Origin of the sequence: Rhizohabitans arisaemae, from assembly GCF_025996515.1 — a bacterium.
In the GTDB taxonomy this organism is placed as follows: domain Bacteria; phylum Actinomycetota; class Actinomycetes; order Streptosporangiales; family Streptosporangiaceae; genus Rhizohabitans; species Rhizohabitans arisaemae.
In genome coordinates, this window is record NZ_BLRH01000001.1 from 26,913 (window position 1) to 39,644 (window position 12,732).

A 12,732-nucleotide genomic window follows, 5' to 3' on the forward strand; every position below is an offset into this window, starting at 1 on the left:
TCACGTCGCGCTCCTGTACATCGCCGTGCTCCCATAACCGGTGAGCACCCTGACAAACCCTGAGATTTCGTAATCCAACTGCTCGTCTCCGGTGTCGACAAGGAGCGGCCTGCCGCCCAGTGTGGCGAGCTTGGCCTCGGAGCTCACCACCAGCAGCCGCCCCGGGCCGACGTCCCGGACGACCTCGGGGGAGATCTGCTGGTTGCCCCGCCCCAGCAGGAACCCCTGGACCCCGGTCGGGGAGACCACGATCCAGGCCAGACGTCCCCGGACCAGCCGGCGCAGCTCGTCGGCGCCGACGTCGGCGGCGACCACCCCGCCGCGGTCGACCGCGCTCACCCCGGCGACCGGCACGTCCAGGCCGAGCGCGGCCGCGACGGCCCGGGTCGTGGTGCCGGGACCGAGCACCACCAGATCGCCGCCGGCGATCAACGCCCCGATCTCGGCCGCGATGCCGGCCACCGAGTCCGGGTCGGCGACGGTCCCGCCCACCTTGCGCTGCTGGATCCGGGTGGCCAGCGCGGCGACGCACAGCTCGCCGTACAGACGCGGGCTCCCCTCCTCGCCCGCGTCCACCACCTCGGCGGCCCGGACGCCCGCCCGGCCGGTGAGAAAGGCCGCCGCGACCTCACCGGCCGCCCGCGGGTTCACCGCGTACACCGCCGAGTGGATCTTCACCCCGGCCGGGACGCCGATCACCGGCACGACGGGCCGGACCGCCAGGACGTCCCGCGCCGTCCCGTCGCCCCCCGCGAACAGGACGACCTGGGCGCCGGCCTCGACGAGCGCCCGTACGGCGGCACGCGTGTCGGCGCCGTCGCCCGAACGGGGCAGCTCCAGCTCCCGGGCGGGAACGGCCTGCGCCAGCCGTACCGCGTCCGCGCCCAGCTCACCCGCGATCGCGAGCAGGTCCACCCGGGACGCGGTCAGCCGGGAGAGCAGCTCGCCGACGGCGAGCGCGGCCCGAGCGCCCGCCCGGGGGACCGCGCCCCGCCGGAGCGCCTGGGCCTGGACCGCGGCGCCGTCGCTGCCCTTGAGCCCGACCGCCCCGCCGAGCCCGGCCACCGGGTTGACCACCACCCCCACCCGGTACGGAGTCATCGATCCCGCGCAGCGACGTGCTTGCGGCGGTAGGCGCGCCAGGTCACGGCCCAGGCGGACGGATCGTCCAGGGTGTCCTCGCGGTTGCGGTGGACGGTCGAGTTGTGCGGCGCGGTCCGGACCGTCTCGGGGTTCTCCCGGGCCTCCCGGGCGATCTCGGCCAGGATGGCGGCGTACTCGTCCAGGTCGGCCTTGGAGTACGACTCGGTCGGCTCCAGGGTGAACGGCTCGGGCACGATGTGGGGGTGGTGCGAGGTCCAGTAGTGGGTGCCGAAGTCGGCGGCGCGCAGGCCGATGTCGTGGGAGCCCACCCCGGTCTCCTCCGTCAGCTCCCGCCAGCTGTACCGGACCTGTTCGATCCGGCGGCGGCCCGGCGCGTACGGCGCGGAGGCGCCCTTGATCTCCAGGATCCGCTTCATCAGGTAGTTGTTGTTGAGCACGGCGATCTCGGCGACCTCGCGCAGCCCCGCCGCGCCGAGTGAGGTGATCCACGAGTAGGCGCGGACCAGGTTGGGCGCGACCCCGTGGAACGGGCGCATCGGGCCGATCGTGTCCTGCGGGGTGGTGAGGGTGTAGCGGGTGCCGTCGAAGTCGACCACGGGACCGGGCAGGAACCTGGCGAGTTCCGCGGTGACGCCGCAGGCCCCCGCGGCGGGGCCGCCGCAGGCGTGCGGGGTGGAGAACGTCTTGTGCAGGTTGAAGTGGCACAGGTCGAACCCGGCGTCCCTGGCCCGGGTGATCCCGAGGACGCCGTTGGCGTTGGCCTGGTCGTAGGCGCAGAGCCCGCCCGCCTCGTGCACGATCCGCACGAACTCGTGGATGCGCGGGTTGAAGATCCCGGTGTCCTCGGGGTTGGTGATCAGCAGCGCGGCGGTGCGCGGGCCGACCGCCGCCTTCAGCGCGTCCAGGTCGGGGTAGCCGTCGGCGTCCGGGTAGAGGGTGACGACCTGGTATCCGGCGGTCTTGGCGCAGGCCGCGTTGGACGGGTGGGAGAAGACCGTGGTGATGACCTCGTCACGCTGCCCGGCCTCGCCGCGGGACTCGTGATACGCCCGGATCATGGCGACGTTGGCGTAGATCGCCGCCGACCCGGCGCCGGGCTGCAGCGACATCCGGTCCATGCCGGAGATCTCGCAGAGCATTTGCTCCAGCCGGTAGATGATCTCCAGGACGCCCTGGACGGTCTCCTCGTCCTGCAGCGGATGCAGGTCGGCGAGCTTGGCGGACCGGACCAGCCGGTCGTGCACCTTGGGGCTGTACTTCATCGTGCAGGTGCCCTGGCCGACGTCGACGTTAAGGTCGACGCCGAGGTTCTCCTGCGAGAGCCGCAGATAGTGCCGGAGTACATGCAGCTGCGACATCTCCGGCAGGCCGGGCGGTGTGCTGCGGCGCAGCGCGGCGGGCAGGTCCGCCACCGGGTCGCCGGCGACCTCCCGTACCCCGGCGTCCGGCAGCGGCGGGAGCACCCCGCGCTCCCCCGGCGAGGACAACTCGAAGATCAGTTTCTCGTCCCAGCGCGCCTGGTGGAACCGGCGCAGCGCGGGTTTCGCCGCGATCCGCCCCGGGCTCCCGGCCGGAACGCCGTTCACCGATCCGGTACGGCCTGCGGCGGCCTCGTCTCCCCGGTTCATCGGACGATCTCCTTCAGCGCGGCGGCGAGGGTGTCGACGTCGGACCGGGTGTGCAGCTCGCTCACGCAGATCAGGGCGGTGTCGCCGGACAGGATCGCGCCGCCGAAGATGTTCTCGGCGAGGAGGGCCCGGTTCACCTCGGCGGCGGAGATCCCGGGGCGGAACCGGACGGCGAACTCCCCGAAGTGCGGGGCGGAGCCGTACGGGATCCCGACTCCGGGGACCTCGGCGAGGGTGCGCATGGCGTAGCGGGTGTTCATCATGATCGTCTCGCCGATCTCGCGCATGCCCTCGGGGCCCATGAGCGCGAGGTAGACCCCGGCGACGATGCCGTGCAGGGCGGCGGCGGTGCCCACCCACTCCCGGCCCTCCTCCCGGACGGCGAACGAGGTGCGCTCGTAGGCGACGTCGCCGAAGCCGTACTCGCCGTCCACCGCGGTGGGCACCAGGCCGAACAGCCGGGAGGGGAACTCCGCCACGATCCGCTCCTCGTCGCGGCTCGCGATGAAGCCCGCCTGGCCGCCGCCGAACTGCATGGGGATGCCGAGCGGCTGGATGTCGCCGCACACCAGGTCGGCGCCGTAGCCCGCGGGCGGGGTGAGGACGCCCAGGGAGATCGGGTTGCAGCCGACGACGTACAGCGCGCCCGCGGCGTGGGCGAGCTCGGCCAGCTCGGGCAGCCCCGGATCGACGGTGCCCAGGTAGGAGGGCGCCTCGGCGTAGAGGGCGGCCACGTCCGCCCCGGCCAGCGCACGCCGTACCGCCTCCAGGTCGGCGAGCCCGTTCACCGCCGGGACGACCGTCAGGTCGTGCACCGGCCGCACGTAGTCGACGATCTTGGAGAGTTTGGCGGGGTCGACCGCGGAGGCGACGACCAGGCGCCGTCGCCCGGTGACCCGGCCGGCCATCCGCAGGGCGGTCGCTGCCGCCTGGTAGCCGTCGTAGACCGGGACGTTCACCACGTCCATCTCCAGCAGCTCGCCCATCAGGCTCTGGTACTCCCACAGCGCCTGGAACCTGCCGTGGTCCTCGTACGGCTCGCCCGCGTAGGCGGTGAGGAACTCGCTGCGGCCGGCCACCTCGTCGCAGACGGCGGGCACGTAATGCCGGTAGCACCCGGCGCCGAGGAAGCTCAGGGCTTCACCGGCCGAGGTGTTCCGATTCAGCAGCCCCTGGACGTGCCGGACCAACTCGGACTCCGAGCGAACCGGTTCCGGGAGGTCGAGCGGACGCCGAAGCCGGATCGTCTCGGGGACGTCGGCGTAGAACTCCTCGACGCCCGCGGCCCCGACGGCGGCCAGCATCTCCGCTTTGATCGCCGGGACCGCGTTGGGGATGTAGGGGTGGACGAAAGGGGGACGGGCTTGAGCCATGCCGTTCGCTCTCCGACCGTTGATCGTCGTTTGCCCCCACGGTAATGGAGAGTGTTATTCAGTATCTAGTACACAGTATTCAGTGTGTGACATTGTATTTCTCCAGTATCACACTGAACACCGGCGATACAGCATTGCTCCTTTCAGAATCCGCTACACGACCGCCCCTGGGATGACAGCGAGGATTCCCACCGATTCCCGATGCGATCGGCAGCGGCCGGCGTGCCGTACAGGTGATCGTTGTGGCGTGCGCACCCCAGCGGGTGCAGACAGCACAACGATCACCCGGTATCCGATGGCCGCCACGCCAAGCCGACCTTGATCGACCCTCCGGGCCCGAGTGGCCCCAGCCGGCGTGCCGTACGGATGATCGTTGTGGCGTGCGCACCCCAGCGGGTGCAGACAGCACAACGATCACCCTCGTGTGCGGGCTGCGACCCCGCGGCCCTCGGGGCCGCTGCCGGGCTCAGGCCACGCGGGGGTTGGCTCGGCCGGTGTGCAGGAACCCGATGCGGTCCCCGCCGACGAAGGCGACGACCGAGTGCTCCCCGCCCCGGGGTTCGGCGAAGGCGAAGGTGTCGCCGCGCAGCCGCAGCAGGCGGAAACCCTGCGGCCCGCCGCCGTACTCCGCGGTCGCGCCGAGCGGGGTCGCGGTGAGCCGGAGCGAGGCCGGACCGTCCTCGGCGACCTCCCAGGAGACCACGTCGGACAGGTAACGCCCGGTGTACCGGGCCGCGTCCACGGGAAGCGGCTCGGCCGGAGGGACCGCAGGCACCGGAGCCCGGACCCCGGCAAGCTCCTCGATCACCGGGTGGAGCAGGCCGCGCACGATCGGCCCCGGGTCGCCGCCGTTGGTGAGCAGCACGGCGGCCACGTCCGCCCCGGGCACCGTGAGCAGCGTCGCCTCGTGCCCGGGGGTGGTGCCGCCGTGTGCCGCGACCAGGCCGCCCTCCCATCCCCGCAGCTCCCAGCCGAGGCCCCAGGACGACGCCCGGCCGAGGTCCGGTAAGTCGACGCGCGGCTCCCGCATGAGCGGCGCGAGCTCCTCCGGCAGCAGGCGCACGCCGTCCGGGGAGAGGCCGCCGCGCAGATGCGTGCGGGCGAAGTCCAGCAGGTCGCGGGCGCGCATGGCCAGACTCGACCCGGCGGGCTCGTTCGAGCGCATCAGCGACCAGACGGGCAGCGGCTCCCCGGCGGCGTGCCCGACCGCGGTGCCGTACAGGATCGCCTCGTCGGCGCAGGTCGCGATGTGGGTGAGCCCGAGCGGGGCGGCGATGTGGGTGTGCAGGGCCGTGCCGTACGGCGTGCCGCGCAGCACCTCCACGATCCGGCCGAGCACGCAGTACCCGGCGTTGTTGTACGACCACATGGCGCCCGGCCGGAAGAGCTGCGGCGTTCCGGCGAGAAGCGCGACCAGTCTCTCCACCGCGTCGTCGCCCCGGCCGGTGTCGGCGAACACGTCGCCCTCGAACCCGGCGGTGTGGGTGAGCAGCGCCTCGATCGTGACGCTCGCGGCCGCCTCCTCGTCCTGGAGTGCGAATCCGGGGAGGACCGACCGGACGGTCTGGTCGAGCCGGAGCCGCCCCTCCGCGACGAGCTGCATGACCAGTGTGGCGGTCCACACCTTGGCGATCGAGCCGACCTGGAACAGCGAGTCGACACCCGCCGGATACCCGGTCCGGGTGTTGAGCACCCCGGTGGCGGCCTCGGTCACGACGTCCCCACGGCTGAACGCGACGGCGGCGCCGGTGATCCCATGCCGGTCGGCGAGCTCGGTGAGCCTGGCTCCGAGTTCGCCGCCGCCTGCGCCGCGGGCCCGTACCGTGCCGCCGGTCATCGCCCCGCTCCGAAAGCCGGGTCGATCCGGTAACCGGCCGGAGGCTCCGCGCCGATCAGGTGGCGGGTGAGGAAGTCCCACTGGCGCCGCAGCACGTGCGCTTCGGCGGCGCCGTAGCCGTGCGTGGCGTTCGGCACCATGAGCATCTCGAAGTCCTTGTCCTGCGCGATGAGCGCGTTGACGACGCGAAGCGACAGGCCGGGGTGGCAGTTCTCGTCCATTTCGCCGAAGAGCAGGAGCAGCTTGGCCCGGAGCCGCCCGGCCAGCGGGAGGGGCGACCCGGCGGTGTAGTCCTGGGGCGGCGGACCCTGGTAGGTCTCCCCCCAGATCGCGTAGTAGCCGCTGTGGTCGTGGTCGCCCGCCGAGGAGATCGCCGCGGTGAAGAACCCCGGGTGGCGGAGTACGGCGTGCAGCGCGGCGGCGCCCCCGGCGGAGTGCCCGGTCACCCCGACCCGGGCCAGGTCGAGGTACGGCCGTTCGGCCGCGAGCTGCCTGATCGCCGCCACGTGGTCGTCGATGCCGACGGCCGCGGCCGGGTCGCCGTAGGAGGCGTCGTGGAAGGCCTTGGACCGGTACGGCGTGCCGCGGCCGTCCATGACGACGACCGCCAGGCCGAGCTGCGCCAGCATCGGGGCGCCGCCGACCGGGTCGAGCAGGAACGGGTCGATGGAGTAGCCGCGCAGCGTGGTCCGCAGCTGCCGGCTGATCTGCGGCCCGTTGTAGATCGAGTCCAGGATCGGGTAGCTGCCGGAGGCGTCGAAGTCCGCGGGCAGGTGGAGCAGGCCGTACAGGTCGGTCACGCCGTCGGCCGCCTTGACGGTGAACGCCTCCGGCGCCCGGTACCCCGCCTGCTCCAGGGCGGAGACGTCGGCGCGTTCCAGTTCGGCGACGACCGCCCCGTCGGCGTCGCGCAGGACGGTGACCGGGGGCGTGTCCGGCGCCGCGTGGGTGTCGACGAACCGGAGTCCGTCGGGGGACGCGACGACGTGGTGGTCGGTGTCCTCGGGGGTGAGCACGACGACGCCGGTCCCGTCCAGGTCGGCCCGGCACAGCCGGCGGTGGTAGGGGTTGGTCCCGTGGCCGCCGGAGAGGAAGTAGACCCGCCGGGCGCCCCAGTCGAGGTGCACCAGGTCGCGGACGAGCCATTCCCCTTCGGTGACGGCGTTCTTCAGCTCGCCCCGCTCGTACCGGTACAGGTGACCCCAGCCGGAGCGGTCGGAGTACCAGAGCACCTCGTCGCCGTGGGCGCGGACCAGGGGGAACTCCACCACGGTCGGCGAGGAGTTCATGATGGTTTCGCCGGCCTCCTCCAGGACGACCTCGGCAGCGCCGGTCCGCGCGTCGATCCGGTACAGCCGCGCCCCTTGATAGCCGCGGGTGCCGTACAGCATCCAGAGGGTCTCGTCGTCCTCCCACCAGACGCGCCCGATGCCGAGCGGGGCGTCGTGGGTGAAGGTCAGCGGCTCGATCACGACGTCGACCCGCTCCCCCGTCTCCGCGTCGAAGACCACCAGCCGGAAGACCGGCAGCGGGTCGCCGGGCATCTCGTAGTGGACGGTGCGGACCAGCGGCCGCGGGCTCCCGTCCGGCGGGCACGACTGGGTCATGGTGAGCGTCGGCACGTGCCGCTGGTCCACTCGGTGGGTGACGAACCGGCGCCCGTCCGGTGCCCACTCCACCTGCGGCGAGGTGGCCATGCCGTTCTGTACGGCGACGATCGGCAGCGCGCTCTGGTCGCTCGGGAGCCCGTAGGCGTGGCCGGGCTCGCCGTCGGCGGTGATCGGCGCGCCGTTCACCGCCAGGTTCCCCGCCGTGACGGTCACGGTGTACTCCCCGCCGGGGGAGACCCGCATCCCGGTCACCTCCGCGGGCAGGGCCGGCTCGCCGCCCGGGTCCTCGATCTCCCACCGCTCCCCCGTCGTCGCCGACACCCGGACGCACCGGGGGCCTTCGAGGGTGTTCACCCGGTACCGGAAGGTGTCCCCCTCCCAGATCGGGACCACCGTCGCCCGGTGGATCAGGGCGTCCTGGCGGGCGATGTACAGCGCCTCGGCGCGTCGATAGTTCTCGTTCACTTCGGGTTGACTCCGATCGCGTGGTCGATCAGGGCGTCGAGATCGCCCATGAGGGTGGTGCGCAGGGTGCCGATGAGCAGCGAGCCGCCGACGGCGGGCAGGAGCAGCAGGAGCAGCGCCCCGCGCAGGTCGAGGAAGGCGGTCGCCAGGGCGAGCAGGCCGGCGCCGATCAGGCCGCCGAAGGCGACGATCAGGCCCAGGGTGGCCATGGCGTGTGCCCGGTCTTCGGGCCTGACCACCGACAGGCCGCCGATGAACAGACTCGGCCCGATCACCGCGAGCAGCGCCTGGCCGAGGGCGAGCAGGGGCAGCGCGAACCAGACGCCGGGGACGAGGGCCGAGGCGGCGAAGGCCGAGGCCGCCAGCGCGAGCGCCCCGCCGCAGAGCATCATGAAACGGCCGGGACCCGCGCGGTAGGCGGCCTCGGCCCGCCCGCCGAACAGGGCCAGCGCCAGGATGGAGACCGCGGCCGCCGCACTGGAGAAGAGCCCGCGCTGCCCGGCGGAGAGCCCCCACTCCTCGTCCAGCAGCGAGGAGAGCACCACCCCGTACGGCACGGCGAGCGCGCCGATCGCGGTGAAGCCCAGCGACATCCGCCGGACCGAGCGGATCCGCATCACCCGCCGGACCGTGGCGAAGAACCCGGGCAGATCGCCGTGACCGGTCGGCGGGCCGGTCCCGGCCCGCGAACTCAGCTCGGCCACGTCCCAGCGCCCGAGCGCCGGCTCGCGCAGCCGGGTCGCGTAGAGGCAGGCGAGGACGGAGATCGCGCCGAGCACGACGAACACCCCCCGCCAGTCCAGGCCGGGCCAGGTGACCAGGCCGGCGATGAACAGCGGGACGAGGATGCCCGCCAGCGGGGTGGCGGAGGAGTAGAGCGACATGATCCGCATCCGCGCTCCGGGCGGGTAGGCGTCCATGAGCAGCGGCGGATGGAGCAGCGCCACCGCGCCGGTGGTGGCCCCGTTGACCAGCATCAGCGCGGCCAGCGAGCCGGGCCCGTGCACCATGCCGGTGAAAAGGGTGGTCGCGCTCCAGGCGAAGCCGGTGGCGAGCGCCAGCCGTACCCGGTGCGGGTAGCGGCGGAGCATCGCGGCGATCGCGAACGGGGCCAGGCCCGCGGCGACGCCCTGGACGCCGATGACGCCGGAGATCGTGCCGAGGTCCACCCCGAGGTCGGCGGAGATCTCCGGGGTGAGCACGGTGAAGACCTGGGTCTGGAAGCCGTCGACGACGGCGAGGAGGGTGAGCCCGGCCATGAAGGTGAGGCCGGTGCCGTGTTCGCGCAGGGTGCGCAGGAGCGGCGCGGTGTCGTTGGCTCTGCCCGTCACCCCGAGCACGGCCCGGGCGTCCTCCCGGGACAGCGGGGTGGATGGATCGTTCATGCGGCCTCCTGGTGAGGGACTTCGAGGTTCCCGCCGGGAGTACGGCCGCCACCAGCCGCGGAAGATCTGTACGGGCATCGCCAAAGTAGGGTGGGTGCCCCTACTTTCGTCGGTGTTCGCCCAGGTGAGGGGGGAAATCGCCGGATCGGCGGGTACCGTGGTCGCATGCCGTCCCACACCTCCGCCCGCAAGCTGGCCGGGGACGTCCTCCTCGCCTGCGCCGTGGGCGCGGTGGGCGTGGCGAGCGACCTGGTGATCAGCGGGGTGGTCCCGCTGGTGCCGGTGCCGGACTTCCCCTGGCGGGGGGTCCTGATCCAGGTGATCGCGGCGGCGCTGCTGCTCGTCCGGCGGAGCCACCCGCTCCAGGTGGCGCTGCTGACGATCCCGCTCGCGTATCTGGAGGCACCCGTCGCGGTGCCCTTCGCGCTCTACTCCCTCGGCGCGCACCTGGGCCGGCGCCGGCTCCTCATCGGCGTCGCGGCCGTGACCATGCTGGCGATGTCGCGTGTCTGGGAGGCGCAGACCCTGGCGACGGCGATCCAGCTGATCTCCGTCAGCGGGCTGTTCACGATCCCGGCGACCCTGCTCGGCCTCTACATCGACAGCACCCGGCGGCTCAACCGGGCGCTCGCCGAACGGGCCGAGCGCGCCGAGGCGGAGCAGCGGCTCCGGATCGAGCAGGCCCGGGCCGAGGAGCGCACCCGGCTCGCCCGTGAGATGCACGACGTGGTGACCCACCATGTGAGCCTCATGGTGCTCCAGGCCGGGTCCCTGCGGATGTCCGCGCCGACGAAGGAAGTCCGGCGGGCCGCCGAGGAGCTGCGCGCGACCGGGCGGCGTGCCCTGGACGAGTTGCGGGAGGTGGTCGGCGTCCTGCACGACGCCGAACCGGTCGAGCTCGCCCCCCAGCCCACCCTGGTCGACCTGTCCCGGCTGGTCGCCGAGTCCGGCGTCGCGGCCGAGCTCACCCAGGACGACGGCATCACCGTCTCGGCCGCGCTGGGCCGCACTGCCTACCGGGTCGTCCAGGAGGCGCTGACCAACGCCCGCAAGCACGCCCCCGGCGCCCCCGTCCGGGTCCGGGTGAGCCGGGACGGCGCGGGGCTGCGGGTGAGCGTCAGCAACCCGGCCGCCCCTCGGGAGAGCCGGCCGGTGATGCCGCCCTCGTCGCGGACCGGGCTGCTCGGGCTGCGGCAGCGGGTCGAGCTGGTCGGCGGCGCCTTCCACGCGGCGCCCACCCCCGAGGGCGGTTTCGAGCTGACGGCGAGCCTCCCGGCGGTGACCCGGTGATCCGGGTGCTCCTCGTCGACGACGAGCGGCTGGTCTGCGCACATCTGCGGGCGATCCTGTCCCGGGCCGGTGACCTCGAGGTGGTCGGGGAGGCCTACGACGGCGCCGAGGCGGTGGAGGCGTGCCTGCGGCTGACGCCCGACGTGGTGCTGATGGACATCCGGATGCCCGGGGTGGACGGGCTCACCGCCGCCGAGCGGATCTGCGGTGTGCCCGGGGCGCCGAAGGTGATCATGCTGACCACCTTCGACGTGGACGAGTACGCCGTACGGGCGCTGCGGGCCGGGGCCGTCGGTTTCCTGCTCAAGGACACCGACCCCGAGGATCTGATCGACATCGTCCGGGTCGGGGCCGAGGGGCACGCGATCGTCTCCCCCGCCCTGACCCGGCGGCTGATCAACGCCTTCGCCGCCGCCGAACCCGCCCGGGACCAGGCGCGGAGCCTCGTCGCCGAGCTGACCGAACGCGAACGGGAGGTGCTCACCTGCCTGGGGCAGGGGCTGTCCAACGCGCAGATCGGCGGACGGCTGTTCCTCAGCGAGACGACGGTGAAAGGGCACGTCTCCCGGCTGCTCGCCAAACTCCGCTGCGCCAACCGCACCCAGGCCGCGCTGCTCGCCTACGACGCGGGTCTGGTCAGCCGCTGACCCGCCGGGCGGCGAACGCCCCGTTGAGGAAGCGCGTCGCGCGGCCGTCCGGGCCGGGGACGAAGGCGACGTCCCACCGGTGCATGCCGCCGAGCCGGTCGTCGGCCGGCTGGAACCGGTGGTCGCCGAGCGGCAGCAGGTCGCAGGTGAGTCGCTCCCCGTCCGATTCGGCGGTGACCGCGAGGCCGCCCGGCCGCTCCGTCACCGCGTAGCGCGTGTCGTAAGTCCGGTAGACACCGGTGTAGCGGGAGGCGTCCACGGGAAGCCCGAGGCCCGGCTCCGCCCGTACCGGCACGGCCAGGCCCAGCAGGTCGGCGCAGACCCCGGCGAAGACCGCGTCCGCGAAGGGGTAGCCCTGCGACGGGGTGTTGACGGTCACGGCGAGCGCCGTGTTCCGCTCCGGGATCCAGACCAGGGTGGAGGAGCCGCCGAGGTTGGTGCCGCCGTGGCCGTACACCGCGGTCCCGTCCCAGACCTTCCGGTACGGCCCGGCGCACCACTGCTCGGCGAACCACCGGGCCTCGACCTCGGTGTGCGGGGTCTGCATCGTCGCGACCGCGTCCGGCGACAGGACCCCGGCGCCGCCGCCCAGGATCATCACGCCGAACCGGGCGAGATCGCCGGCGGTGGCGCACAGGGTGCTCCCGGCCGGGCCGAGGCCCCGGGAGAAGCACCACGGCCGGACCACCTCGCCGCCGACGGTATGCCCGACGGCGACCCGATGATAGACCAGGTCCTCGTCCCGGCTCACGGTCCGGGCCAGTCCCGCCGGGCCGGCCAACCGCCGCTGCAGCGCCTCGTCCCAGGTCAAGCCGGTGAGGCGCTCGATCAGCAGCCCGGACACGACCGTCGAGGCGTTGGAGTAGCCGAACCCCTCCCCCGGCGCGAAGACCGGGGGGATCTCGGCCAGAAGCTCGGCGTAGCGGGCCACGCAGTCGTCGCCGCGCCCGGTGTCGACGTACGGACCGTTGTCCAGACCGCTGGTCATCGACAGCAGGTGCCGGGGGGTGAGCGTCCCTTCACCGGGGAGCCTCAGCTCCGGCAGATACTCCGAGACCGGGGCGTCCAGGTCGGCCCGTCCCTCGTCCACCAAGCCGAGAACGAGCGCCGCGGTGTGCAGTTTGGCGGTGGAGCCGATCTGGAACAGCGTGTCGGGGGTGACCGGCGTGCCCAGTTCGGCGTTGGCGACACCGGTCGCGTACTCGGTGAGCTCCCCGTCCACCGCGATCGCCAGCTGGGCGCCGGTGATCCGCAGTCGCGCCGCGGTCTCGGCCAGCAATTCGTCCATGGACGCCACTGTCGCCGGGGTCGCGCGGGCCGGACAAGGCCGTCCGCCCAGGACACGCCTTTCGCCGGCCCGATCCGTGCTTTCGTAGGGCACGCCCCCTACGGA

At 73.1% G+C, this 12,732-nt stretch carries 9 protein-coding genes; 2 read left to right on the top strand and 7 right to left on the bottom strand.

The features are described 5' to 3' along the window. The 6 genes from RUR_RS00130 to RUR_RS00155 form a co-directional block, all read right to left on the bottom strand. Positions 1 to 1,101: an ATP-NAD kinase family protein gene (locus tag RUR_RS00130; protein ID WP_283132739.1), complete on the bottom strand. Its 1,101-nt coding sequence runs from the start codon at positions 1,099 to 1,101 to the stop codon at positions 1 to 3. Then, on the bottom strand, positions 1,098 to 2,732 hold the full coding sequence (gcvPB, locus tag RUR_RS00135) for an aminomethyl-transferring glycine dehydrogenase subunit GcvPB (protein WP_283132740.1): 1,635 nt from the start codon (positions 2,730 to 2,732) through the stop codon (positions 1,098 to 1,100). The genes RUR_RS00130 and gcvPB overlap by 4 nt, the downstream gene beginning before the upstream one ends. Beyond that, complete coding sequence (gcvPA, locus tag RUR_RS00140; RefSeq protein WP_283132741.1) at positions 2,729 to 4,105, bottom strand: aminomethyl-transferring glycine dehydrogenase subunit GcvPA; 1,377 nt, start codon at positions 4,103 to 4,105, stop codon at positions 2,729 to 2,731. The genes gcvPB and gcvPA overlap by 4 nt, the downstream gene beginning before the upstream one ends. 466 nt (positions 4,106 to 4,571) lie before the next feature. After that, positions 4,572 to 5,942 (bottom strand): serine hydrolase domain-containing protein, encoded by a 1,371-nt coding sequence (locus RUR_RS00145; protein WP_283132742.1) that lies wholly within the window; start codon positions 5,940 to 5,942, stop codon positions 4,572 to 4,574. Then, on the bottom strand, positions 5,939 to 8,017 hold the full coding sequence (locus RUR_RS00150) for a S9 family peptidase (protein ID WP_283132743.1): 2,079 nt from the start codon (positions 8,015 to 8,017) through the stop codon (positions 5,939 to 5,941). Before RUR_RS00150 ends, RUR_RS00145 begins: the two co-directional genes overlap by 4 nt. Continuing rightward, a complete protein-coding gene (locus RUR_RS00155; protein ID WP_283132744.1) occupies positions 8,014 to 9,402 on the bottom strand; it encodes an MFS transporter in 1,389 nt (462 codons plus the stop codon). The genes RUR_RS00150 and RUR_RS00155 overlap by 4 nt, the downstream gene beginning before the upstream one ends. A 165-nt stretch (positions 9,403 to 9,567) precedes the next feature. On the opposite strand from RUR_RS00155, the gene RUR_RS00160 reads away from it, so the two are divergent. Together RUR_RS00160 and RUR_RS00165 are read left to right on the top strand one after the other, a co-directional pair. Then, positions 9,568 to 10,692 carry a sensor histidine kinase gene (locus RUR_RS00160; protein WP_283132745.1) on the top strand — a complete coding sequence of 375 codons (1,125 nt, stop codon included), beginning with the start codon at positions 9,568 to 9,570 and terminating at the stop codon, positions 10,690 to 10,692. After that, positions 10,689 to 11,339 carry a response regulator gene (locus RUR_RS00165; RefSeq protein ID WP_283132746.1) on the top strand — a complete coding sequence of 217 codons (651 nt, stop codon included), beginning with the start codon at positions 10,689 to 10,691 and terminating at the stop codon, positions 11,337 to 11,339. Before RUR_RS00160 ends, RUR_RS00165 begins: the two co-directional genes overlap by 4 nt. On the opposite strand, the gene RUR_RS00170 is transcribed toward RUR_RS00165, so the two are convergent. Beyond that, positions 11,329 to 12,627: a serine hydrolase domain-containing protein gene (locus RUR_RS00170; RefSeq protein ID WP_283132747.1), complete on the bottom strand. Its 1,299-nt coding sequence runs from the start codon at positions 12,625 to 12,627 to the stop codon at positions 11,329 to 11,331. The two genes, RUR_RS00165 and RUR_RS00170, sit on opposite strands and share 11 nt — an antisense overlap. Positions 12,628 to 12,732 lie beyond the last annotated feature (105 nt).